The sequence below is a fragment of the Aphanizomenon flos-aquae FACHB-1287 genome (assembly GCF_014698755.1).
Classification (GTDB): Bacteria; Cyanobacteriota; Cyanobacteriia; order Cyanobacteriales; family Nostocaceae; genus Dolichospermum; species Dolichospermum flosaquae.
In genome coordinates this window covers 53,693-78,703 of record NZ_JACJTO010000018.1, presented here as the reverse complement: position 1 = coordinate 78,703, position 25,011 = coordinate 53,693, and the positions used below count along the sequence as shown (strand labels likewise).

Genomic DNA, 25,011 nt, shown 5'->3' with positions numbered 1-25,011 from the left:
ATCCACTCGCAGAAGCGGCTCCACACATCGGCGCTTTGGCGCTGCTGTAATGTTGTAGTCATGTGTTTATAATTGCGTTTGAGTTATGTATGTTTTGGTAGGTGTTTCTACCTTATGAATTTATATTAACCTTTATGTTTCGATTTGTAAAGGGGTTTTCGTAATATTTTTTAATAAATTTTGCCGATTTAGTGATCTTCAGAGCTATAAACTAGATGTAGTAAGGTTTTTAGCCATTAATTTTTTTGTAATAATTTTTGATTTTCTTGTAATTTCCTAAACCAGTCCCTGCACCCCTACCATATATGCCTCTATCTAGTCGAAATATTGTTACTTATAGCCCTGCTTATACTATCGTTCCTACTTATGAATGCTTTAACCGCTGTTCCTACTGCAATTTCTGTACCGAACCGGGGAAAAGTCCCTGGTTGACTCTTGGGAAAGCTCAAGAGATTTTTTTACAACTTAAAAACCAAAATATCTGTGAAATCCTCATCCTCAGCGGTGAAGTTCATCCCTATTCATCCAGACGGGAAGCTTGGTTTGGGAGAATTTATGATTTGTGTGTATTAGCATTAGAAATGGGATTTTTAACTCATACTAATGTTGGTCCACTGAGTTGGTCGGAAATGCAGAAGCTTAAAACCGTAAATGTGTCAATGGGGTTAATGTTAGAACAATTAACACCAAAACTATTAAATACAGTTCATCGACACGCGCCGAGTAAATTGCCAGAAGTGCGATCGCAACAGTTACAATGGGCAGGAGAGTTAAAAATCCCCTTTACTACGGGGTTACTTTTAGGAATAGGGGAAACGGAGGAAGATTGGTGGGAGACTTTAACAGCTATTTCTGAATCTCATAGCAATTACCATCATATTCAAGAGGTAATTCTTCAACCTCACAGTCCGGGAACAATGCAAACCTTTAACGCACCACCATTTAACCCCTATCAATTACCGGAAGTTATCGCTAAAGCGCGGGAAATTTTACCAATAGACATTGCTATTCAGATTCCCCCCAATTTAATTAAAGATAAAAGTTGGTTACTTGCTTGTATAGCCGCTGGAGCTAGGGATTTAGGGGGAATAAGTCCCAAAGATGAGGTTAACCCTGATTATCCACATTTACAGGACCAGGAACTCTCAAGCATTTTAGAGCCTGGTAATTGGAAACTGATACCGCGCTTACCAGTGTATCCCCAGTTTGATCACTGGTTGAGTGCAAGTTTACTACAGCAGGTACAAAAATGGCGAGCAAGATTTTAAACCTATTAAAAATTACAAAAGCATAGGGTTAATTTTGCGGAGAACATGATGAAAGTAGAGTTAGATATGCTAATTAATCTAATGTATTCACAGTATTAACAAATATGACTACCCATACAACACCCTCTCATACATCTTTACTGCTGAAATTCATCGGTATAATTTGTATATTGTCCTTTGTTTTCAATTTCCTATTTTTATTATTACCATTGCAACTCACGGATAAATCTTGGCAAATCAACTTGTCCCGAACTCTTGTAGAACAGGGTATTAACCCAATGCTGGGCTTAGGATTACTTTTAACTGCGTATTGGATTGATAGAGCTAATGAAAGACCACGCTCATCTTCGTTTATAAAGTTACCAGTTTTTATCCTCTCCAGTTTGTTAGGGCTGATGTTTTTATTAATTTTTCCTTTGCACCTCAGTAATGTAAGTCAAGTAAAAAATCAGGCTTTAACCCAAATTAATCAAGAATCTCAACAGTTAGAAAGCCAAATTAACAATCAATTAGCCGAAGAGCAAACCAAAATTAAAAATCAATTAGCAGAAGTACAAAATAAATTTGGCAATGAACAAATAAAAGCCGCTTTGGAGAAACAACGTCCAGCATTAAGACAGCAATTAGCCGCTCAATTGAATGAATTGATCAAAGACGAGGCAAAGTATAATCAAGCACTTAATAATAAAGAATTACCTGAAGTACAAAAGAATTTACTCAAGCAATATAAAGCAAATCCACAAGCCCTCGATGATTTTATTAAACAGCAAACAGATCCGCAACAACTAGCAGCCCAGGCAACCGAGAAAATCAATAAAATGAATCAAGAAGCAACCCAGAAAATCACCCAAATTCGCAACCAAAAAGCACTACAGTTACAAAAAATCCAGGAAAATGCCTGGAAAGAATTACGAATTGGCATGAATAGCTTATTATTGGCAATTGGTTATATTGTCATTGGCTGGAGGGGATTAAGAAATACGAGTATAATAGTCCGTCAGTAATTTGCTAGGAAATAATATATTGTAGCAATATGTAACCCTGGTTAGTGTCCTATGTACACGCTGTTTGGTAGAATGTCTAGGTTGTTTAATCTCATGATCTTCATCTTTGAGTCAGTCAATAGATACTATCAAACTCGATACCTTAGCCCAAGAACTAGCAACTATCCAGCAAACAGGTTCTAAACGGATTGCTTTGTTAGGTTCTCGTCATGTGCCAATTACCCACCAGAACCTCATTGAAATGATGACCTATGCCCTAATTCTATCGGGCAACCGCATCATTACCTCTGGCGCTACAGGCACAAATTCTGCGGCCATTCGCGGTGCAACCAAGGCTGACCCCAACCTACTCACGGTCATTTTACCCCAGAGTTTGGAACGTCAACCCCAAGAATCACGCCAGCAGCTAGAACAGGTCATGCACCTGGTGGAAAACCCCAGTAATGATGATCTGTCTTTGGCTGAAGCGAGTTACTTATGTAACAAAGAAATCATCTCTCGTTGTCAACAGCTAATCTGTTTTGCATTTCATGATAGTCGCACTCTACTACAAACTTGTAGTGACGCGGAAGAACAACGAAAAGTGGTAACACTCTTTTACTTTGACTAAAGTGAATTGCAGTTTTTGCCAAGCCAATGATAGAGATGGAAAATTAAGGGGTAATGAGTTAACTAAATTACCCCTTATTAATTCATAAAAATGCTCAAGATTACCCAAGTAACCCATTAAATTAGTTGAATGTCTCTATCTCTATTACCAGTACCTGCTATTTTTTTATCCACTATTGTCGTCGCGGCTATTCTCATTTATGTACCCTATTTATTAGTAGCTTTTGCTAGAGTGCAGATAGGATATGATCTTTCTGCTCCCCGCGCCATGTTTGACAAGTTGCCACCCTATGCCCAACGAGCAACATGGGCTCATGAAAACTCTTTTGAAGGGTTTATGGTTTTTGCAGCGGCAGCTTTAATGGCTTACGTTACTGGGGTGAATTCTCCTCAAGGAGGAAATGCAGCAATAATCTTTATCATTGCTCGTTTGCTATACTCTATTTTCTATATTGCCAATATACCTCTGTTGAGATCACTCATGTTTGGTATTGCTTCTTTTAGTTCTGGAACTTTGTTTTACCTCAGTCTCATGCAAATTAAATAATTAGGTAAAAGGGAATAAGAAGAATATTTATCTATTTTTAATCTTCCCCTTTACCAATTACCAATTACCAATTACCAATTACCCATTACCAATTTTATTTATGGCTGCTTCTTTTTCTTTTGATATTGTCAGCGATTTTGATAGACAAGAATTAGTGAATACTATTGATCAAGTCACAAGAGACGTTAAAAGCCGTTATGATCTTAAAGATACTCAAACTACTGTTGAATTAAGCGAAGAAAAAATTACCATTAGCACTGACAGCGACTTTACTTTAGAATCGGTTCACACCATTCTCCGGGAAAAAGCCGCCAAGCGTAACCTCTCTCAAAAAATCTTTGAATTTGGTAAAGTTGAGTCTGCCAGTGGCAACCGTGTTAGGCAAGAAATCACTCTCAAAAAAGGTATCAGCCAAGAAATTGCCAAACAAATTTCTAAATTGATTCGAGAGGAAATTAAAAAGGTGCAAGCTTCAATTCAAGGTGACGCAGTGCGGGTGACAGCTAAATCGAAAGATGACTTACAATTGGTTATTCAACGTCTTAAACAAGAAGACTTCCCTGTAGCTTTACAATTTACAAATTATCGCTAGAAAATACCCCTCTTCTATTACTTTCTAGATGTAGAATTTAATAAAAAATGCACTAAGTCCACAAAAGGAACTTGTGCATTTAAAATTGTAAAATGGGCGAGGAGGGATTCGAACCCCCGACACCGTGGTTCGTAGCCACGTGCTCTAGTCCACTGAGCTACACACCCTCGACTCATGAATTTTATAATAGCATACACTTTCCCAATTATGCAAGATAATTTTTCAAATTCTTTTTCTTTAACTCATTTGGATGGCCAGGGACAAGCTCAAATAGTTGATGTATCAAGCAAAATAGCGACAATTCGCCAAGCAGTAGCTACTGGTAAGGTGAGGATGTTACCGGAGACTTTCGCGGCTATTCAAGCTGGAAACACCCCCAAGGGGGACGTTTTAGCGACTGCGAGGTTAGCGGGAATCATGGCTGCGAAACAGACAGCAAACTTAATTCCGCTCTGTCACCCCTTACCTTTGCAAAAAATTACCGTTGAGATTATCCCCGATGCCCAATTACCTGGTTATCAAATTGATGCTACTGTGAAAACTAAAGCGGAAACTGGTGTGGAAATGGAGGCTTTAACAGCGGTGTCTATTGCTGCTTTAACTTTATATGATATGGCTAAAGCGTTAGAAAAAACGATTCAAATTGAAGCGATTCATTTAGTTAGTAAAACAGGTGGAAAGTCTGGAGATTGGGGATAGTTGACATTTTTTGTACTAGTGGATAGACTATATTTGTTAGGACATTTGCCGTACATTTACATTTATACATCACATTTATTGTGTAGGGGCTATCATGACTCATACAGTCGCTAAAACCAGCCAAGAAAAATCCTTGTGTTCTAAATTAGAAAGATTAGAAGCCCGTGTCAGTGCACAGAATAAGGAATTGTTCCAACGAGCGGCTGATATTCAGGGAAGAACACTATCAAATTTTGTGGTTAGCAGTCTTGTCAGTGTTGCAAACCAGATTATTCAGGAAAATGAAATCATGGTTTTAAGCAGAAAAGACCAAGAAATTTTTGTAGAAGCACTGCTTAATCCACCAGAACCCAGCGAAAAGTTACGGCTTGCGGCTCAACGCTACAAAAAGAATATGGGTGTAGTAAGTGCAGTTAACAGATAATTTTGATGCTTTTAATCATTATTTAATAGAGCCGCTAGGAAAAAAGCATAACCGGGCGGCTTTTTGTTCTGGTGTTGATGAACTAGATAAATATTTTAAAGCACAAGCTGGGCAAGATTTACGTAAACGGACAGCAGCCCCATTTGTTTTAGTAGAAAAAAATTCTGGTTTCGTCGCAGGTTATTATACATTATCAGCAACACGTATTAAAATAGGAGAATTGCCCGTAGAAATCACGAAAAAACTACCAAAATATCCTGAACTTCCTGCTACCCTTTTAGGTAGATTAGCCGTTGATCAAAATCATCGTCAAAAAGGTTTGGAGGAAATGTTGTTAATGAATGCCCTAGATCGTAGTTTGCAAAGTGAAATTGCGACAATTGCGGTAGTTGTTGATGCTAAAGATGATAAAGCCCGTTCTTTTTATGAGCATTATCAATTCATTCGCTTTGCTGATTATTCTCATCGGCTTTTTTTGATGATGGAAACGATAGATAAGATGATCAATTCAAATTAAATAAATTTACTCAAAAACTACGGTTCTATTTCCATAGACTAAAACACGATTTTGTAAATGCAATCTTACTGCTCTAGCTAATACCATTCTTTCTAAATCTTTCCCTTTTCGGATTAAATCATTTACCTCATCTCGATGACTTACCCGCACTACATCTTGTTCAATAATTGGACCTGCATCTAAGTTAGGAGTAGCATAATGGGCTGTTGCACCAATTATTTTTACTCCTCTTTCAAAGGCGCGATGATAGGGATTAGCCCCAATAAATGCTGGTAAAAATGAATGATGGATATTAATAATTTGCGGGAATTTTTCAATAAAATCCGCGCTAACTATTTGCATATATTTGGCTAAAACTACTAAATCAATTTTGTATTCATGTAGTAATTCTAGTTGTTTAGCTTCTTGTTCTTGTTTATTTTCTTTAGTAATGGGTATATGATGGTAATCAATACCAAATTGTTCAACCACTGGTTGTAAATGGAGATGATTACTAATAATCAAAGGAATCTCCCCATGAAATTCTTTAGCGCGATGTCTCCAAATTAAATCAAATAAACAATGATCTTGATGACTTACCCAAATAGCAATCCGGGGAAGAGTATCAGAAAAGTGTAATTGCCATTTTGCATTTAAGGGTTGAGCGATTGCATTAAAAGCAGGAGTAATTACATCTTTGGGTAAATTAAATTCTTTTAATTGCCATTCTATGCGAGTTAAAAATAGTCCAGCTTCAAAATCCGTATGTTGATCTGCATGGGTAATATTCCCACCGTTAGCATAAATAAAATTGGCAAATTTCGCTACTAATCCTCGTTGATCTGGACAATAAATTAATAAAGTTGCTGTTTGTTTTGTCATGGAAAATAACTAATAAATACTAATTTTTGCTGTTTTATCTCTTTACCCCTATCTGACTGGGAATATGAACAGGGGTATAGTGAAAGGAGATTTTATTATTTTGAGGGCGTTGGGGAAGGAAGACTAGGTAATGGTTGTATATCTGTCTTTTCTGCTGTTTGTTTCCATTCCGATATGTCTCGATTTACTGCATTAACAAAATCTTTAGATACTAATAATAAGTTCATATTCTGGTTAGCATCAGCTTGGGCATATAAAAATTGATTGTTAAAATCTCCTTTCCCTAAAATTAATTGATGTTTTTGTTGGTTTTTAAGTTTAATATCAATGGTCGCTACAGGTTTATCTAAACCAAATTCTGATAATTCATTAGTTAAAATTGGTAATGTTCTTTCACTTTTACCCTCAACTAACAAATCCATTAAATAAGAAACAATGGCATCATTTGCTGGTTCTGATATGGGGGATTTGATTTCCCATTGAGGTTTTTCAGAAGTATTCCTTTTTTCTAGTTCTAATGTTGTATCTTTGATTTTAATTGTTAAAGATTGAACATCAGCAGGGGTAAAAGAGAAAATTTTCTGTTTTTGGGTTTTTATTTCTGTTTGCTGATTTTTACCTTTGATTTCATGAAAGTAGACAAAACTTCCTAAACCAATTGCTAAAACTATTAAAATTAAAGTTGTTTTTGGTAATTTCATGTTGAAGATTGAAGATTAATGAATTATAAATTATCTAATTAGTCAGAAATTAAAATTGCTTCTCGCCATTTTCGCACTGAGTTAATTATATAGATACCATTATTACTTTTTAACTGTTCCACTGTAATAACTTCTTCTCTAATTTTACCTTTTTCAAGTAAATCAGCCCGAAAAGTCCCTGGTAACAAACCGCATTTTACCGGAGGTGTCAGCAATTTTCCATGGAAATTTACCACAATATTACCAACACAGGTTTCTGTGATTTCACCTCTTTCATTCCATAATAAAACATCATCAAAATCAGGAAAAGTGGCTTTTGCTATTTCATAAATTTGGCGATTACTAGTTTTATGATACAGAAATATATTACTAGAGTCAACAGGTGTGTGACATATACTTAATTTGACAAATTCTTGATGATTCGTAGAAGATAAAGCCATAATTTGATATGTCATATTACCATGAGAGTTTAACAAAAATCTTATTTTGTAAGCTTGATTTAAAAATGATTGTGTTGATTGCTCAAGTTGAGTTTTTAAGCTATTGATATTAACAGGAAAATCAAAGTAAATTGCTGAAGATTGCAACCGTTTTAAATGATGGTCTAAAACAAAATAACCATCATTAGGTTGCCATAATATTGTTTCTAAAAGTGAAAAATTTGGTTGATTTAATTGATTTTTCATCGGCGTTTCCACCAAATAATAAAACCTGTTACTAAACCAATTAAAGGTAATAAAAACAGGGCAGATATTGTTAATAAGTTGGCTTGAAAAGTTGATATAATAATTCGGCGATTTTTGGGTTCTTTAGGACGAATTGAGAGAAGTTGTTGATCTTGTTGACTTAACCAACTAACTGAGTTTAAAAATACATCTCCATTTAACTGTTGTCCAAATAAACCATCAACTGCAAAATTTGAGTTTCCAAATACGACTAACCTTGATTCTTTAGCCGTAGCTGGTGAATTTATAGGAATTGGAGTTGGTGAATTTGTGGGAATTGGAGTTGGTGAATTTGTGGGAATTGGAGTTGGTGAATTTGTAGGAATTGGAGTTGGTGAATTTGTGGGAATTGGAGTTGGTGTTGGTGAAGTTTGATTTGATAACTTTCTAGTTAATGCTACTCCTAAAGTTAAGGGACCTTTTAAGTCTTTCCCTTCATTAAACTCTAATTTTTCACTTTTTTGATCACTTTCTGCCCAACTGCTAGGATAGGGTTTAGTTTTCAACAAAACCATAGACTCAATACCAGACACAGAATCAATTTCCAGAGGACGAGTTAAGGGATATACAGAAATATTTTTGCCAAAATCTTTAGTAATAGGATGTTGTCCATATTCTGTAACTAGAATAGCAGCAGGTCCTAGTTGCAAATTTGCCCCAGAAGTATCAATAGCCAAACGATTATCTAAACGCACACCCCAATCTTTTAAAATAGTGTCTATTTTCGGGTTGGTGTTAGGATCAATCATCAATAATAAGTTACCACCACGATTAAGATAATTTTGTAAAGCTGTAACTTCTCCTATTAATAGTTCTTTTTGTGGTCCAGCTACAACTATCACCGCAGCATCATCAGGAACTTGCGGCTGTTCTGCTAAATTTAAACCTGATGTAATAAAGTTTTTATCAATTAATCCTTGAATTGCTTGAGAAATTGCCCCTTTACTAGCTGAAAGTGGGTGTTCACCATGACCTTGAAGAAAGTAAATTTTAGCAGTTTTGGAACTAGTAATTTGTTGTAAACGAGCAGTTAATTTTACTTCTGATAGACGTTCATTTTCACTAATTATCTGGACTACTTGCCGTTTGTTTTGAAATTCTAGATAAACTTCACCATAATCTTTAACTCCAAATTTTTCTGCTATTCCTGGTTTTAATTGAGGATCAACATACTCAAATTTAAATTTATTACTTTGACGATGATAGTTATCCAATAATTCCCGATCTTGGATATTTTGTTCTTTACTAAATAACCAAACTTTCATTGTTTCGGGTAAATTACTCACTAATTCTCTTGATTGAGGAGATAGGGTAAATAATTGACTATCTGTTAAGTCCAGACGCAAATGATAGCGGATACCTAAAAAGTTAATTAATCCCAAGATAATTAATACTGATAAAGTAGCAACGAAGGCATTAGTACCAGATTGGGTAGAACGTTTTTGCCACCACTTATTTTGTTGACTTTGTACTATCACCCATAAGCCACAAATTATCAGACCTATTATTATTAATAATAAAGGGATAATTCTCCATTTTTCTGATATTAAACCAACGGTTAAGCCAGCAGCTAAAAAGAATGGTCCTAACCAAAATACAAGTTTCCAAAGTTTATTTTTATTCATTAGGGAACAGAAAATAGGGAATAGATTTGAACGTTCTTTAACAACCAACAACTAACAACTAACTACTAACTAATGACGTTGAAACCTAAGTGCATCAATTGATTGGGCCGTGAGGAAAATACCTAAGATAATGTAACTGGTAAATAAAATCAAGCCGCTAGTATCGAAAATTCCTTGAATCAGAGTATTGTAATGTTTGAGAAGGGATAAATGACTTACAGCTTCGCCAATTGGACCGGGGATAGTTTTGGCAACTAAATCCATAAATAACAGTAAAATAACGACCGCAAAGGTGAGAACAGCAGATAAAATTGTGCTGTCTGTTAATGAGGAAATAAACATTCCTAAAGACAAAATTGCTGCTGCTAGTAAGAGTAATCCTAAATGACCAAGTAAGGGAATTGTGGGTGATATAGGTGGATTAGAACTAGATAAAGCGATCGCTTCCAATACTATCAAAGGCAAAAACATTGTTAAGAAAAATGTTAATACCCCTAATAATTTACCTACAGCTACAGCCCAGTTAGTAACTGGTGATGTAGCTAAGAGTTCTAAAGTTCCTCTTTTGCGTTCTTCGGCATAGAGTCCCATTGATAAAATAGGCAATACAAATAACATTAACCAGCCCATTCTATCTAAAAATGCCCGCACAAATTCATAAGGAACATCTATGATTGGTGCTGCAACTCCAAGCTGCTGCCCTTGTAAATCATAACCAGAAACTGTAACTAAAATTCCTTCTGGTCCTAACAGAATCATCACGAAAAATAAACCTGCTAAAAACCAAAATGCACTGGCTATCCCATAAGCTAATGGCGAAACAAAATAACTCTGTAATTCTCGACGATAAATGGCAATAATATTGGCGATAACTATACCCATTTACGCAGCTTCTCCTTCTTCAATTTCTGAATTTATCTCAGTTGGTAAATTCTTTTCTGTTGTGGTTAATTCTAAGAAAACATCTTCTAGTGTGGCATTTATCCGCCGCATTTCATATAAATCAAATCCAGCCCGAATTAAAGCAGCAGTAATTTCTGTTCCTGGTTCTATTCCTGGCTGTAATATTACCCGTAGGCAAGTATGATTTTCTGATAATTGTTGATGGTTAGGCATTAATTCTACTAAACTCACACCGGATATATTTTGCAGCATTTCTTTAGCTAAAATTGCTTCACCTCCAATTTCTAATTCATATCCTGCTCCACCTGTTAATTGTGTCATCAAATTTTCTGGGGTATTTATTGCGACTATTTGCCCATAATTAATAATGGCAACTCGGCTACAGGTCATACTCACTTCTGGGAGAATATGAGTAGACAAAATGATGGTGTGTGTTCCTGCTAAACTTTTAATTAAGTTCCGTACCTCGATGATTTGCCGAGGATCAAGACCAACTGTAGGTTCGTCGAGAATAATCGCCGGCGGCTCATGAACGATCGCTTGAGCAATTCCCACTCTTTGCCGATAGCCTTTAGAGAGTTTACGAATAATAACTTTGCGCTTATCTTCTAAGTTGCACCGCTGAATAGCTACTGTTACTTTTTTCGCCCGGTCACCTGGAGAAACTCCTTTAATCCTAGCGACAAAGTGTAAAAACCCTTCTACAGTCATCTCTGGATACAATGGTGGTGTTTCCGGTAAATAACCAATCCGCTGCCGCACCAACAGAGAATGATCATGGACATCATAACCCGCAATTTTCGCTGTCCCACTGGAGGCAGGTAAATAACCGGCTAAAATTCGCATAGTTGTAGTTTTACCAGCACCATTTGGACCCAAAAACCCTAAAATTTCCCCTGGTTCAACGCTAAAGGTAACATCAGTAATTGCTGTTGTCGAGCCATAAATTTTACTCAAATGTTCAACTTCAATCATTTGCCCAATCACCAATTATGAGAATACCCAAACAATCTTAGCGAAAGAATGGGTAATTGGCCGCCCCTTTCCCATTTCCCCAACTAAAATAAGTGAAAAGATAAATTAGTCAGGAGTAAGTAAAATCATGAGAGTTTGGCTGGTATGCTTTTTCGTTCTCTTTGCTTTGGCGGAGTTTTTTAAGTGGTTACGCGGTTTTTCTATACCATTACCAGTATCTATTTTAGTTGGGGCATTTTTAGCAGTTGTCTCTAATTATGATAAAATAATTGGTTATTATCCCAACAATACTTCTCTAATTACCTCCGTAGAAATACCACAAGAAATCCCTAAGTTGGAATCAATAGCAAACTCAACTCCAATTTCTTTATTAATATCTCCCATTGTATCCGATATTCAAGAATCTTCAAAGGAATAAATTGGTAAAATTAGAAATAAGAACAGATAAGGATTTCGGATTTTTTGATCCTCAAGAAATGCCAAACTGGGGAGAATTAAACCCCTAATACTTTGTTAAATTTCGTAATACCAAATATCCTCTTCACCATAATTCCATAATGATAAAACTTTTGTGGTGCACGCATCTTACCCACTAATTTTGTATCTCACTCAAGGGGGATATACTGTAATTATTTTTTATCTCCTTACCCTTGATAATCCTGCGTTACGGATTTGATCGTAAATTCCCACTAATTCCGATCAACTTTTGAGGATTTATCAAATATCAATAAATTTGTTAAACTCTATTAAAAATTAATACTAAATACTTGCATAATAGAAATATATTAGGTAATATTTAGGTTTAGTTAAACAAACATCAAAGACTGCCGATTTCCTATCTATAATAGGCATAATTCTATTATAGAGAAATAACATCAGATCAAGGTATTGATGGTTTAACGCCAAGTTGTCTTTCTTTCTCACAAGTATTAGCTCAATCATTTGGGCGCGAAAAGTGCTGTGGATATGACCTAAATCACTCTTTCTGGTGTCACTCCCGGTACAAAGATTGTATTGTTAATATTGGGTTTCTTCAGCTTTACAAGTGCCACTAGCTTGGGTAATAAGCTGTTACGCAGCTAAAGTTAATAATCCTAAAATAGTTAGGGCTTGTAGTGCGGGCATCTTTCCCACTAGACTTATACAAATTAAATGCAAAGTAGCTTAAAACCAAAAAGCCACTCATCAATAAATTATTTTCTTTTGTTTACGTTCATCTGATAAAAATTATTAAAGTTTATAAATATAGATTAACAAAAGGGGAATTCAAATTGAGCATACTAGCATTTTCTTTACTGGTTTGGTTGGGATCATTTACTGCTGGCCTAGTCGGAGCATTAACTGGATTAGGTGGTGGAGTCGTCATAGTCCCGTTATTAACTTCCGTCTTTGGTGTTGATATTCGCTATGCCGTTGGAGCATCATTAGTATCAGTTATTGCGACATCATTAGGTTCAGCTTCTACATATATTAAAAAAGGCTACGCTAATTTACGATTAGGTATGTTTCTGGAGGTAGCCACTACTATTGGTGCTCTCATTGGCGCTTTCATTGCCACTCATGTAACCGTAAAAATACTTTCCTTAATTTTGGCGATTGTGCTAATTTATTCAGCATATTCATCTCAACGCCCCAGACCAGAACAAACAGAAATTATGTCTCCAGATCCTTTAGCAGAATATCTCCAGCTTAATGGTACTTACCCTACTCCTGATGGTGTAATTCCTTACCAAGTTCGTGCTTTACCTGCTGGGTTCAGTATTATGTTAGTAGCCGGAGTGCTTTCTGGTCTATTGGGCATTGGTTCGGGGGCTTTTAAAGTATTGGCCATGGATCAAGCCATGGGTCTCCCTTTTAAAGTTTCGACTACCACCAGTAATTTTATGATTGGTGTCACAGCCGCCGCCTCAGCAGGTGTTTATTTAACCCAGGGATACATAGATCCAGGTTTATCGATGCCAGTGATGTTGGGAGTTTTACCAGGTGCATTTTTAGGAGCGCGAATATTAATTGGTGCTAAAACTCAAATCCTGAGAATTATTTTCAGCTTTGTATTGGTGGTCATGGCGTTTAAAATGGTCTATAACAGTCTAATAGGAGGGCTGTAATTATGTATAAACTAAATTCTGGTTTTCGGTGGACTTGCACAGCACAGGCAGAAATAAAAGTTGGAACTTTTACTTTTGAAGCAGAGGAGCAAGATTCTGATATTCAACATTTAGAAGAACAGATTATCAATCATGCAGCACAAATAAATTTTGATGAAAATATTAGTCATCAAAAACTGACAAAATCGGCAGATGAAAAACAATTAGAATATTTACTCAGTCATTTCCTCATGTATGGAGTTTTAATCGCTAGTGCTGTAGTATTATTTGGGGGTATTTTGTACTTAATTCGTCATGGCTCTGAGCCTGCTGAATATCAAGTATTTATAGGCACACCATCTGAGTTTCAATCTCCAAGAGGTGTAGTAAATGCGGTTTTGGCAGGTAGCCGTCGGGGAATTATTCAATTAGGACTATTAATACTAATTGCTGTCCCTATTTTGCGCGTAATTATTTCTTTCTGCACTTTTCTTTTACAGCGAAATTTTATCTATGTCATCATTACATCATTAGTGCTTGTCGGTATTACTTACAGCCTAGTTAGCGCGTATTACTAATAGGAGGTTGCTGAATTGGCGATTTTTGGGTGTAGAGCCGAGAATCTTTAACCAGGTCACGTCTCTACAAGGATATAAATGTATGCACATTCTCATCCCTAAAATCAGTAACGCCACTAATGGTTGTCACCAAAAATCAAAATATTTTGGCTTTCGTTTTTAAGTAATTTACCTAAGCAATACAAGATGCTATTTTATACCTAAGTACAATATGTCTGGATTGTATAACAAAAGAAATATTTTTCAAGTATAACCCACATAAAAGGTAAGATTTTTGTTAAGATTACTAGAAAATTAAAAGTTAAGTAGCTTTTAAGACAAAAAAAAGTAACAAATACTACGAATTGTATTTAACCAAGACAAATATCGTAGATGGAGAGGAAGGAAAACAAGTGTTCAAAAAAGCAGTCATTATTGGGTGTTTAACCGTATCCCTACTGTTAGGTTTATTCACAGGAAATGCCCTTGCAGAAACATCAGCATCTGTACCTGATCCTAATACAGGAGATACAGCATTTATGCTGATATCTTCAGCTTTAGTATTGCTAATGACACCAGGATTAGCATTTTTTTATGGTGGATTTGTGCGATCGCGCAATATTCTCAACACATTGATGATGAGTTTTGTGTTGATGGCCATTGTCGGAGTCACCTGGGTTCTCTGGGGTTATAGTCTTTCCTTTGCCCCTGGTTTGCCCTTCATCGGTGGTTTACAGTGGTTAGGGTTAAATGGTGTCGGGTTAGAAACAACAGGTTATCTGCAAGGTTCAGCCCCGGTAGAAGTTGTTTCCTATGCGGGAACAATTCCCCATCAAGCATTCATGATCTATCAAGCCATGTTTGCAATTATTACCCCAGCCTTAATTTCGGGAGCGATCGCTGAACGGATGAGTTTCCGTGCCTATTGCCTATTTGTAGTGCTGTGGTCAACCTTCATCTACACACCCCTAGCTCACATGGTTTGGGCAAAAGGAGGATTTTTAGGTTTATATGGCGGTCTAGGTGCTCTAGACTTTGCTGGAGGGACAGTAGTACATATTAGTTCCGGTATTTCCGCCCTAGTAGCAGCCATTGTCCTCGGTCCAAGAAAAAACTATCCAGATCGTCTTAACCCTCCTCATAATGTCCCCTTTATTTTGTTAGGTGCGGGGTTACTTTGGTTTGGTTGGTTCGGTTTTAATGCTGGTAGTGCCTTATCTGCCGGTTCAGTTGCTACAGTAGCATTTGTTGCCACCAATACATCAGCCGCCGCCGGGACATTAATGTGGTTGATTTTAGAAGCCAAACTCCGGGGAAAACCCACCGCCGTAGGGGCAGCCACAGGCGCAGTAGCCGGTTTAGTGGGAATCACCCCAGCCGCCGGATTTGTCACCCCTTTAGCCGCAATTTTAATCGGTTTCATTACCTCCTTCGTCTGCTTCTATGCCGTCAGTTTCAAGCACAAGTTGCGGGTTGATGATGCCTTAGATACCTATCCTGTGCATGGTGTCGGTGGGACTATCGGCGCGATTTTAACAGCTATCTTTGCCGACATTAGAGTTAATGGTGGGGGTAAAGATGGGGTATTGCGTGGTAACTTCAGTGAATTATTTGTGGAACTAGGAGCGATCGCCCTAGCCTATATTATTGCGGGAGTTGGAACCTGGATCATTCTGAAAATTATTGATGCTACAGTTGGTTTACGAGTCCCAGATCAAACTGAGGATCAAGGCTTGGATATCAACGAACACGGAGAAGAAGGTTATAACTCCGAGTTTGCAGATCGTATCTCTAATAAGTAAATTATGTAGAGACGTTATATGTAACGTCTCTACATCTAAAAATAACCTGGATATTCATAAATAAACTATATTTTGATCAGTTAATATTATAATTTTGATCTCAATTACTCATTACTAGAGATACAATCAAGTTGAATATCGGTCATGTTTACTAGTCGTGTCTAATCGCGTAAAAACTTTTCCTGTCTGGGGATTATTCGCCTTGTTAACTAATATCATCCTCATGTTAGCGGTTATTTTATTGATTTGGCGACAGCAAAAACTAACCCCTGTGTTAGCAAATACAGCTATTCCCGATCCGCCAGAACCAGTTAACCTAAATTGGAAGAATCAATATGTACAACCAGAGTTAGGCCCCCGTCATAAACTCAGTTATCCTCAATGGTTGGATATCCTCAAGCAAGAAGCTAAAATGACTGCTGATAAACATCCCCAACGGTTAACCATTCTAGCGGGAGATTCTCTAAGTTTATGGTTTCCACCGGAGTTATTACCTGAGGATAGAACCTGGCTGAATCAGGGTATTTCTGGGGAGGTTAGTAATGGATTATTACAAAGATTAGATTTCTTTGATCGTACCCAACCAGAGAAGATTTTCGTAATGGTGGGTATTAATGATCTAATTCGGGGACTAGATGATCAGGAAATTTTAGCTAATTATGGGCAAATTGTCGGTTATTTACGAAAAAGACACCCCCAAGCAGAAATTGTCATTCAGTCGATTTTACCCCACGCTGGGGAAAATATAACTTGGGAAAGAAAAGAAAAACTCCAAGCCATTCCTAATCCTCGGATTTACAAGTTAAATCAGAAACTGAATCATCTCGCTACGGAAAAAGGTGCAAAATATCTGAATTTACAACCCTTATTCACCGATAAGCAGGGTAATCTTCGTTCAGATTTTACTACCGACGGTTTACATCTGAGTCCCCCAGGTTATCTGGTTTGGCGAACTGCTTTACAGATGTATACTAACCAACAAATAACACCCCAAGCTCCTCAATTAGAAAAGATCAACTCAAGAAATAGAATATAAATCCAAATTTTCCATCTAAATCGCCTTCGAGCGCGAGAAAATCAAAATAGTAATTTTAGTAATCAACATCAAATGGATACAAAAGCTTTCAAGCGCGGCCTACAACACTCAGCCAATTACAATCGTAAGGGCTTTGGTCATCAAGCGGAAGTTGCTACCCAGTTACAATCTGAATATCAGAGCAACTTGATTCAAGAGATCCGGGACTCTAACTACACTCTCAAGCGTGGTGATGTTACCATTCAAATAGCACAAGCATTTGGTTTTTGTTGGGGTGTGGAGAGGGCTGTAGCCATGGCCTATGAAACCCGTCAGCATTTCCCTACAGAACAAATTTGGATTACTAATGAAATTATTCACAATCCATCTGTGAATAAACGAATGCAAGAAATGCAGGTAGAATTTATTCCTGTAATTGACAAAGTAAAAGATTTTTCTGTTGTTGGTAGCGGTGATGTGGTGATTTTACCAGCCTTTGGTGCAAGTGTTCAAGAAATGCAGATCTTGAATGATAAAGGATGTCAAATGGTTGATACTACCTGTCCCTGGGTATCCAAAGTTTGGAACACTGTTGAAAAACACAAAAAAGGCGATTATACTTCAATTATTCATGGAAAATACAAGCATGAAGAAACTGTTGCAACGATTTCTTTTGCTGGGAAATATTTGATTGTTTTGAATTTAAAAGAAGCGGAATATGTTATTAACTATATTCTCAATGGTGGCAATCGTGAGGAATTTTTAACTAAGTTTGCAAAAGCTTGTTCTCAAGGATTTGATCCTGATCAAGATTTAGAAAGAGTTGGGATTGCTAACCAAACCACCATGCTCAAAGGTGAGACTGAACAAATTGGTAAAATGCTAGAGCGGGCGATGATGCAGAAATATGGACCAACAGAGTTAAATCAGCATTTTCAAAATTTTAATACCATCTGTGATGCTACTCAAGAACGTCAAGATGCTATGTTAGAATTGGTGGAAGACAACCTAGATTTAATGATAGTTATTGGTGGATTTAATTCATCAAATACTACCCAATTACAACAAATTGCCATTGATAGAGGTATTCCTTCCTATCATATTGATTGTGTTCAAAGGATTCAATCAATTAATCATATTGAACATCGACAATTAACAGGGGAATTAATAATTACAGAAAATTGGCTACCTGCGGGGGAAATTAAAGTTGGTGTTACCTCTGGTGCTTCCACACCGGATAAAGTAGTTGAAGATATAATTGAGCAAATTTTTGCTTTGAAAGCAACAGCGACTTAAATTAAAATCGTAGTTTCTTTAGGTACATTCCCCTGAATATAGGAATCATATTTGATATTTGCACAATTTTCAGTAGTATAGGGTGGACATTGACCACCCTATCTATATTTCAAAAGTCAAATATTCATTCTATATTAAAGATCGCTAATTATCAGTCAATTTTAGGAATCTACAACGATGTCTACCACTTTTGACCAACTCCAACCAGCAAATCAACAACAATCTATCTTGTATCTACCATATATTCAAGGTGGAAAAAGAAATTTATTACCTTATGCTATCAGTCTTTATCAACAGGGTAAATTAGAGGGATACCGCAAAATTGAGGATAGTCAAAATATTCCCTTTGTTGTCACCTGGAATGTTGCTACATTACCTTCTGACCAAATTGTTTGTCAGATACAGTTTGATTCTAATTCTGAACTAACCTATGAAATTATGATAGCAAGTTTTGAATTTATTGGTTTTTTAATTGAACTGATGGAAAACTATAAGCGAAATAGAACAACCGATTTTTCTAAATCTTTTTACCGCAAGATTCTCAATTTTTAGTCCAGTAATTATTTGAATATCCCCGACACTTCTTGCTGATAAAAATACCTCTTGATTTATAGCTGTAGTAGCGATAATTATATCAGGAAGCTGGTTTTTATACTTTCTAATAAGCCACTCCTCATTTTTTAATGCTTTTTCCAATGTCATAGCATTGATTTTGTTACATCCCACATTCTGCACTTCATGGTGTAGCAAAACTTAATCCACTAGGTGAAGTAGGAGTTGATAGAATATCGGTATCAAAGATTTGTTAACAGGAGAAATTTATCAATTCTGAATTGCTCAATTATATTCATCATCAACATAGGATTCATATACATCAGGCCTTTCCGTAGAAGTAACAGAATCTGATAATTGGAAGTTATCATCTGTCATGCGAATAATTTCTCCAGAAAAGAATTTAGCTAAACTTTCCGCAGCTTTGACCACACCATCATGATCCAAATTTGATGAAGATGATTGCACTGGAGCCAGAGCAGCAGTTTTTACTGGTGCTGTGTTCGTAATAACAGGCTCAGTTTTAACTGGTGTGGGTAACAGTGTGCATACTGTAGCTACCGGCTGTGGTGCAGGTTCTGGAGTGGTTTCCGGTTGTGAGACTTCCTGATTTGATATAGGTGGAGGTGGTTGTTGAACGGGGGGAGAATTGTGCGGTATTGGATTTCTTTTAGTAGATATCGCATTTGCAGTGTTAGCTTTTTCTAAAATGACTTCAATTTCCTGCTGGAAAGTTTGTCTAAAAGCTGTAGTGATGATAGGTAGATAAGATTTTACCTTATCATACCACACTGATTTTACACCTATACGGGCAACAGAACCATTAAACTCCATTAAATAGCACATTTGACCCAGTAACGCCTGTATAGGTAATTGCGGAATATGTCCACGCACTTGTTCCCAAAGTTGAGTTAAATCCGATTGTGAACCATCTCCTACCGGACTTATTGGTGCTGATTGCTGGTTAAGAGGTGGTGGTTCAGCAATAGTTGCTGGTGGGGGTGCGAAATTAACAACTGCATGGTGATTTGCCTGAGTATATACTGGTGGTGCAGCAACAGGAGGATAACCTGAAGTCACAGTATTTGTAGTTGGGATTTGAATTTTGGAACTAGGATTAGCACTAGGTAATAATCCCAGTAATGTGACTTCTAACCATAAACGGGGTTGAGTGGTATTTTTTAGTTGTAGTTCCGCGCTTCTTAGATGTTGTTGTCCTAGTAAGATCGTACTAACGTCAAATTTTTGGGCAAAATCAACCAATGATATCCAAGTTGACTGAGTACAAGCTACAAGATCCTGACGATTGGGGGCAGTTTTCGCTATCAGAAAATCCCGGTAAAAAGCGGCGAGATTTTGGAGAATAATTAGGGGTTCTCGTCCTCTATCTAGGATTTTACGGGTAGAATCTAGAACTATTTCCGCCTGATCTTGGGCGATCGCTTCTAATAGTCCAAATAAATCTTTTTCGCTAACTGAACCCACCAAATCCCAAACTTTATCCGGTGTTACTTCCCCAGCAACTAAAGCTAATTGATCCAATAAACTCTCTGCATCTCTTAATCCCCCTTGGGCAATTTGTCCCACCAGAACCAGAGAATCCTGGGAAATATTAATCCTCTCCTTGGTCGCAATATCCGTTAAATGCTTGACCATTGCTTCTAACTGAATACGTCTAAAATCAAACCTTTGACACCGGGAAATAATTGTTGGTAATACCCTTTGGGGGTCTGTTGTCGCCAGCACAAAAACAACGTGCTTAGGTGGTTCTTCTAAAGTTTTAAGTAACGCATTAAACGCAGCGGTACTTAACATATGACATTCATCAATCACATAAACTTTATAACGACACTGCATCGGCGCAAACTGCGCCCTTTCAATTAATTCACGAATATTATCAACACCAGTATTACTAGCAGCATCAATTTCAATTACATCTGTAGAATAGCCTTTAGTAATACCCTGACAGATTTCACAAACGCCGCAGGGTGAAGGGGTGGGCTGGTTGCCTTGAAGACAATTGAGCGATTTAGCGAGAATTCTTGCACTGGAAGTTTTTCCTGTGCCTCTAGGTCCAGTGAATAAATAGGCAGGAGCAATTTTCGCTGAGAGAATGGCATTAGTCAGGGTAGTAGCGATCGCCTCTTGACCCACCAGTTCAGCGAAACTCTTTGGCCGATACTTATGGTGCAGGGGTTCGTAAGACATGGGGACAGGTTTAAATCCGTATAAGTAGGGTGGTGTTAAAAATTGTCGTTATAGCAGGGCAAGAAGCAATAGTAAAGAAGTTTCCAGCGATGTTACGTTTCTTTACACAGTTTGGTTTGATGGTGTTAACCTACTTATCCCAGGTAATTTAGGGTTTTCCCATTCTAACAACTCATGGCAATTTTCCATCAAATATAGGCGCTGGTCACTGAGACCGCTAAAATTTTAATAGCAACATTAATGGTGCATCCAATGTTCAAGCGGCTAATTCAATGGCTCAAAAAATTGTATCGGCGTTTATTCGGTAGGAAGCAAAATCTCACCCCCAGTCGAGAAAATACCCCCAAACCAGTAATACCCCCCTTATCTGATACAGATTTAGAACTTCTATTTACAGAACTATTAGAAGGAGTTCATCAAGTCAAGGGACAAACTTGGGCGCGAAAATGGTTACACAATCTTGAACATCGTGTTACGGGGGAACAGTGGTTAGGATGGTTAAATAATTTTGGTAACAAATTGTTAGCATCTTCTAAACCCCATAATGAATTAGCGGCCAGATTAGTCCAACTTGGGGAATTAGAGATTGGGAAAATTGGCAATTTATCCTACGATATAGGCATGAAACTCTTAACACGCAATCCTGGAGAACCAATTTGGGAATATAATGGACCTGATGCAGTCGAGAATCCTCCCTTAATACCTGCCAACGCTGAACAAAATTTACCAGAAGGGGAATACAAAACTGTCACCCTAGATGAATTATTGATCATGTTACAGCAGGATCAAAACCTGTGCGAGCAAATTGCCCAACAACTAGGGATAGAAACAAATAATCCAGAAGAAATTATTCAAGCATTGGTTAATCAGTATGATCAAGCTCATGAATCTTTTGGAGACCCCGCAACCAACTCCTGAAAACCGATCTTAGTAACTAAGTTATATTGATTCGACGTGGGTATCAATATTTTTACTTATCTATATGAGGTTTTCTAGTCCGTTCCATAATTAATAGTTTTTTTGAAACAACAATTGCTACAATCTAGTGAAAAGAAAATCCAATAAATTGGCAGATGTTCAGGTGGCTCTTGCAGTGGCTTAATAAATTTTTACAGTACCCCTTTGGCAAACTGGAGATAGGTGATCCCCATTCCGGTCAAGGCAATCTGGTGGCAGATAAACCCCCAGAACTCACGAATGCGGATCTAGAGTTGTTATTTAATGAACTGTTAGAGGGAGTGCATCAGGCACGAGGACAACAGTGGGCATTAAAGTATTTACAGCGGATGGAACCGCGCATTACTGTTGACCGTTGGATAGATTGGCTGTTGATATTTGCTGATAAATTATTAGCTTCTCCTGCCCCAAATCTTCAGTTGGCTGAACGCTTGATCAAGCTGGGTGAGTTAGAGATTGGTGAAATTAGTAATTTGTCCTATGACATTGGAATACATTTATTACAGCGTAATCTGAATCAGGACTATGATCGTCAGCAAGGGTCACTGGAGTTGGAAATTCCCATACTGATAGAGGAAACAGAAAACGAGGAACAGGGAGAAGTAGATTCTGTCACTGATTACCTGTTACCTATCATCTCCTCTACAGAAAATGCTGATCAGGTTTATGAGTCTGGAATTGAGGAATTTTCCGAGAATGTTGAGGATATCATTCCAGATCCAGAGTTTTTAATAGAGAAGGACTGGAACGAGTCTTTAGTAAATAACGAGTCTTTAGTAAATGTAGAATCGCAGTTAGTATCTACTTTAGATGAGTTGGTGGTACGACTGGAGCAAAGTAGTAATCTTGTCCAGCAGTTGGCCTCAGAATTGGCAATTCCTGATGGTCAAATTGTTGAGCAATCAAGATCAGAAATAGTTGAGCCTAATCAGGCAGAAACTCTATTTTACCAGGGTTTACAGCAAGCTAAGGCTGGAGATTTGTTAACGGCTTTGGATTTCTATGAACGAGCCAGTCAAATACAACCCCAAGTTTATGATTATTGGTTTAATCAGGGGTTGATACTGTTTTATTTGCAACGGTTTCCTGAAGCGATCGCCGCTTATGAACAAGCACTAAAACTTAAACCGTATTTATATAAGATCTGGTATCGTCGTGGGTGTATTCTTACTGAACTGGGAGAATTTGAGGAGGCCATTACTTCTTTTGATCAAGCGATCGCTATTAAACCTGATTACCAAGCTGCTTGGTCCAACAGGGGTTTAGCATTACTAAAGGCAGGTTTCATCAGGGAAGCAATTTCTAGTTATGATCAAGCTCTCAATCTCGAACCCGAAGATCCAGAAACCTGGTACTATCGGGGTATGGCTTTAGCTGTACTGGAACAATATACAGATGCGATCGCTAGTTATGATCGGTCTCTCAATCTGCAAGCAAACTATTATGAAGTCTGGATTGACCGGGGTGTGGTACTTTTTAACTTAAAAGAATGGTCAGCAGCAATAGAGTCTTGGAATCAAGCCCTGGCCATTCAACCTGAATTTTATCTAGGTTGGTATAATCGGGGTGTGTCCTTTGAAAACTTAGGTCGTCGTGAAGAGGCGATCACTTCCTATAAACAAGCGATCGCTATTAAACCTGATTTCCACCCGGCATGGTATAATCAAGCCGTAGCCCTGTTTCACCTAGACCATTTTGCCCAAGCTATATCCTGCTACGATAGTGCTTTAGAAATTAAGTTGGACTACTGGGAGGCTTGGCTGGGTAGGGGTGCGGCAGCGGCTCATCTTAGCTCCCAGGAATCATCACTAATTGTGGTTAGTCCCATTTCTAGATTAAATCCTGCTCTTAATTTAGGCGGCTATGAGGGTAAATTAGCAAGTTATCAAGAGGGTTTAAAACAGCTTCGCCCAGATACCCATCCAGAAGGTTGGGGAAGATTACATATAGCTGTTGGTAATACTTACTATGAACAAGGTAAAAAATCAACTATACCCCGTGATTATTGGCATCATGCCATATCTGAATACCAATTGGCGCTATCCACTCTCACACCAGAAGATTTTCCAGAATTGCATTTAGAAATTTTGCAATTTCTAGCCAAAGTGCTGGTCTGTTTGGGAGAAACAGTAGCGGCACAGAAATCACAAAAATGGGGGATTGAATTATTAGAACAATTACTGACTAACCCTACTCGTTCTGATGAAAACAAAAAACAACTGGTACTAAAATTCGCAGGTTTGGGACAACTAGCGGTTGATTTTGCTGTCAATTCAGGAGACTTGGTGGAAGCTTGGGAAATCGCTGAACAAGCTAAAAATAATTGTTTACGGTGGTTAATGCCCGATCTAAATGATCAACTTTATTCCGTGGATTATAGCTCTATTCAAAAATTGCTTAATCCCTCCACAGCTATAATTTATTGGCACGTTAGTCCGGCAGCTTTACACACATTTATTATCAAAGATCAAAGCCCATCTCCTATTCTATTATTTACCCCAATCCAAGATATAGAAGCAATTCCAGAAGGAATAAGACGCTTAATTGAATTTGAATATTGGTTAGCAGATTGGCAAAGTTCAGGATCACCATCAAAACTATTACAATTGCAAAATATCTTGAGTATTCCCACAATTATTCAAGAATTGGAAGGGGTAGAGACAATCATTTTAATTCCCCACCGTGACCTGTATAAGTTGCCTTTGCACAGTTTATTTAATCTGTCTTTCACTCCAGTTTCTTCATTGCAGGTCGCAGATTATAATATTAGCTATCTACCTAGTATAGCTGTAGGAATTTATTTACAATCTCAGTCATTTTCTAATGGGCATCAACGTAATAGGAGTTATGGCTATTCTGTATTTCAATCTGATCAATTAGCATCAGAAATTGTCAGCAAAGCCTTTGCTATTTCTCAAGATTTTCTCAGTTATTAAAAGATGATTGTTAACAGTTGACTTTCAAGGGACTTTCAAAAAATAAAATCCCCAATTAATGATAATGCAGAAGTGTTGAATGTTAAGATTTTGAGGATTGTGTCCAAGTTGTGCATTGGTATTTGTGATACCAAATTTGATCAATTAATGA

The 25,011-nt window shown here is 37.4% G+C and carries 23 protein-coding genes, 1 tRNA gene and 1 pseudogene; 17 read left to right on the top strand and 8 right to left on the bottom strand.

Going from position 1 to position 25,011, the window contains the following annotated elements; genetic code table 11:
- Positions 1 to 305: 305 nt before the first annotated feature.
- From cofG to H6G44_RS10655, 5 genes are all read left to right on the top strand, one after another.
- Positions 306 to 1,268, top strand: coding sequence for a 7,8-didemethyl-8-hydroxy-5-deazariboflavin synthase subunit CofG (gene cofG, locus H6G44_RS10675; protein WP_190385746.1), 963 nt, complete (start codon positions 306 to 308; stop codon positions 1,266 to 1,268).
- A 104-nt stretch (positions 1,269 to 1,372) separates the two neighbouring features.
- Positions 1,373 to 2,272 carry an HpsJ family protein gene (locus H6G44_RS10670; protein WP_190385745.1) on the top strand — a complete coding sequence of 300 codons (900 nt, stop codon included), beginning with the start codon at positions 1,373 to 1,375 and terminating at the stop codon, positions 2,270 to 2,272.
- Between the two features lie 106 nt (positions 2,273 to 2,378).
- Positions 2,379 to 2,882, top strand: coding sequence for a DNA recombination-mediator protein A (locus H6G44_RS10665; RefSeq protein WP_190385744.1), 504 nt, complete (start codon positions 2,379 to 2,381; stop codon positions 2,880 to 2,882).
- 129 nt (positions 2,883 to 3,011) lie between these two features.
- Complete coding sequence (locus H6G44_RS10660) at positions 3,012 to 3,428, top strand: MAPEG family protein (RefSeq protein WP_190385743.1); 417 nt, start codon at positions 3,012 to 3,014, stop codon at positions 3,426 to 3,428.
- Between the two features lie 100 nt (positions 3,429 to 3,528).
- A complete protein-coding gene (locus H6G44_RS10655) occupies positions 3,529 to 4,020 on the top strand; it encodes a YajQ family cyclic di-GMP-binding protein (protein WP_190385742.1) in 492 nt (163 codons plus the stop codon).
- A 93-nt stretch (positions 4,021 to 4,113) separates the two neighbouring features.
- Here the strand turns inward: H6G44_RS10655 and H6G44_RS10650 are convergent.
- A tRNA-Arg gene (locus H6G44_RS10650) sits at positions 4,114 to 4,187 on the bottom strand.
- A 40-nt stretch (positions 4,188 to 4,227) separates the two neighbouring features.
- Here H6G44_RS10650 and moaC point away from each other — a divergent pair.
- The 3 genes from moaC (at position 4,228) to H6G44_RS20635 (ending at position 5,660) form a co-directional block, all read left to right on the top strand.
- Positions 4,228 to 4,719, top strand: coding sequence for a cyclic pyranopterin monophosphate synthase MoaC (gene moaC, locus H6G44_RS10645; RefSeq protein ID WP_190385741.1), 492 nt, complete (start codon positions 4,228 to 4,230; stop codon positions 4,717 to 4,719).
- 94 nt (positions 4,720 to 4,813) lie between these two features.
- On the top strand, positions 4,814 to 5,143 hold the full coding sequence (locus H6G44_RS10640; RefSeq protein ID WP_015081202.1) for a type II toxin-antitoxin system TacA family antitoxin: 330 nt from the start codon (positions 4,814 to 4,816) through the stop codon (positions 5,141 to 5,143).
- Positions 5,127 to 5,660: a GNAT family N-acetyltransferase gene (locus tag H6G44_RS20635; protein WP_190385740.1), complete on the top strand. Its 534-nt coding sequence runs from the start codon at positions 5,127 to 5,129 to the stop codon at positions 5,658 to 5,660. The genes H6G44_RS10640 and H6G44_RS20635 overlap by 17 nt, the downstream gene beginning before the upstream one ends.
- Positions 5,661 to 5,666: 6 nt before the next feature.
- Here H6G44_RS20635 and purU read toward each other — a convergent pair whose 3' ends face one another.
- The 6 genes from purU to H6G44_RS10605 form a co-directional block, all read right to left on the bottom strand.
- The gene (purU, locus tag H6G44_RS10630) at positions 5,667 to 6,521 is read right to left on the bottom strand and encodes a formyltetrahydrofolate deformylase (protein WP_190385739.1); all 855 of its coding nucleotides are present in this window, start codon (positions 6,519 to 6,521) and stop codon (positions 5,667 to 5,669) included.
- A gap of 95 nt (positions 6,522 to 6,616) precedes the next feature.
- Positions 6,617 to 7,222, bottom strand: coding sequence for a DUF4340 domain-containing protein (locus tag H6G44_RS10625; protein ID WP_190385738.1), 606 nt, complete (start codon positions 7,220 to 7,222; stop codon positions 6,617 to 6,619).
- A gap of 38 nt (positions 7,223 to 7,260) precedes the next feature.
- On the bottom strand, positions 7,261 to 7,908 hold the full coding sequence (locus H6G44_RS10620; RefSeq protein ID WP_190385737.1) for an aminotransferase class IV: 648 nt from the start codon (positions 7,906 to 7,908) through the stop codon (positions 7,261 to 7,263).
- Entirely contained in the window at positions 7,905 to 9,572 is a 1,668-nt protein-coding gene (locus H6G44_RS10615) for a GldG family protein (protein WP_190385736.1), read from the bottom strand. The genes H6G44_RS10620 and H6G44_RS10615 overlap by 4 nt, the downstream gene beginning before the upstream one ends.
- A gap of 69 nt (positions 9,573 to 9,641) precedes the next feature.
- Positions 9,642 to 10,454, bottom strand: coding sequence for an ABC transporter permease (locus tag H6G44_RS10610; protein WP_190385735.1), 813 nt, complete (start codon positions 10,452 to 10,454; stop codon positions 9,642 to 9,644).
- Positions 10,455 to 11,450: an ABC transporter ATP-binding protein gene (locus H6G44_RS10605; RefSeq protein WP_190385734.1), complete on the bottom strand. Its 996-nt coding sequence runs from the start codon at positions 11,448 to 11,450 to the stop codon at positions 10,455 to 10,457. It abuts the gene before it with no gap.
- 127 nt (positions 11,451 to 11,577) lie between these two features.
- On the opposite strand from H6G44_RS10605, the gene H6G44_RS10600 reads away from it, so the two are divergent.
- The 7 genes from H6G44_RS10600 (at position 11,578) to ebsA (ending at position 18,759) form a co-directional block, all read left to right on the top strand.
- A complete protein-coding gene (locus H6G44_RS10600; protein ID WP_190385733.1) occupies positions 11,578 to 11,868 on the top strand; it encodes a hypothetical protein in 291 nt (96 codons plus the stop codon).
- An 853-nt stretch (positions 11,869 to 12,721) separates the two neighbouring features.
- Positions 12,722 to 13,558, top strand: a complete 837-nt coding sequence (locus tag H6G44_RS10595; RefSeq protein WP_190385732.1) for a sulfite exporter TauE/SafE family protein — start codon at positions 12,722 to 12,724, stop codon at positions 13,556 to 13,558.
- 2 nt (positions 13,559 to 13,560) lie between these two features.
- Positions 13,561 to 14,115 (top strand): DUF1634 domain-containing protein, encoded by a 555-nt coding sequence (locus H6G44_RS10590; RefSeq protein ID WP_190385731.1) that lies wholly within the window; start codon positions 13,561 to 13,563, stop codon positions 14,113 to 14,115.
- A gap of 392 nt (positions 14,116 to 14,507) precedes the next feature.
- On the top strand, positions 14,508 to 15,896 hold the full coding sequence (locus H6G44_RS10585) for an ammonium transporter (protein ID WP_190385730.1): 1,389 nt from the start codon (positions 14,508 to 14,510) through the stop codon (positions 15,894 to 15,896).
- Between the two features lie 157 nt (positions 15,897 to 16,053).
- Positions 16,054 to 16,932, top strand: coding sequence for a GDSL-type esterase/lipase family protein (locus tag H6G44_RS10580; protein WP_190385729.1), 879 nt, complete (start codon positions 16,054 to 16,056; stop codon positions 16,930 to 16,932).
- Positions 16,933 to 17,004: 72 nt separating this feature from the next.
- Positions 17,005 to 18,207, top strand: a complete 1,203-nt coding sequence (locus H6G44_RS10575; RefSeq protein ID WP_190385728.1) for a 4-hydroxy-3-methylbut-2-enyl diphosphate reductase — start codon at positions 17,005 to 17,007, stop codon at positions 18,205 to 18,207.
- Between the two features lie 177 nt (positions 18,208 to 18,384).
- On the top strand, positions 18,385 to 18,759 hold the full coding sequence (gene ebsA / locus H6G44_RS10570) for a type IV pilus biogenesis protein EbsA (RefSeq protein WP_190385727.1): 375 nt from the start codon (positions 18,385 to 18,387) through the stop codon (positions 18,757 to 18,759).
- 285 nt (positions 18,760 to 19,044) lie between these two features.
- Here ebsA and H6G44_RS10565 read toward each other — a convergent pair whose 3' ends face one another.
- Positions 19,045 to 20,967 carry a DNA polymerase III subunit gamma/tau gene (locus H6G44_RS10565; RefSeq protein WP_190385726.1) on the bottom strand — a complete coding sequence of 641 codons (1,923 nt, stop codon included), beginning with the start codon at positions 20,965 to 20,967 and terminating at the stop codon, positions 19,045 to 19,047.
- 252 nt (positions 20,968 to 21,219) lie between these two features.
- Here H6G44_RS10565 and H6G44_RS10560 point away from each other — a divergent pair, with 252 nt between their 5' ends.
- Both H6G44_RS10560 and H6G44_RS10555 read left to right on the top strand, forming a co-directional pair.
- Positions 21,220 to 21,885: a hypothetical protein gene (locus H6G44_RS10560; RefSeq protein WP_242031672.1), complete on the top strand. Its 666-nt coding sequence runs from the start codon at positions 21,220 to 21,222 to the stop codon at positions 21,883 to 21,885.
- 155 nt (positions 21,886 to 22,040) lie between these two features.
- Positions 22,041 to 24,329 (top strand): annotated as a pseudogene (locus H6G44_RS10555) (tetratricopeptide repeat protein); the annotation flags it as partial.
- Positions 24,330 to 25,011 lie beyond the last annotated feature (682 nt).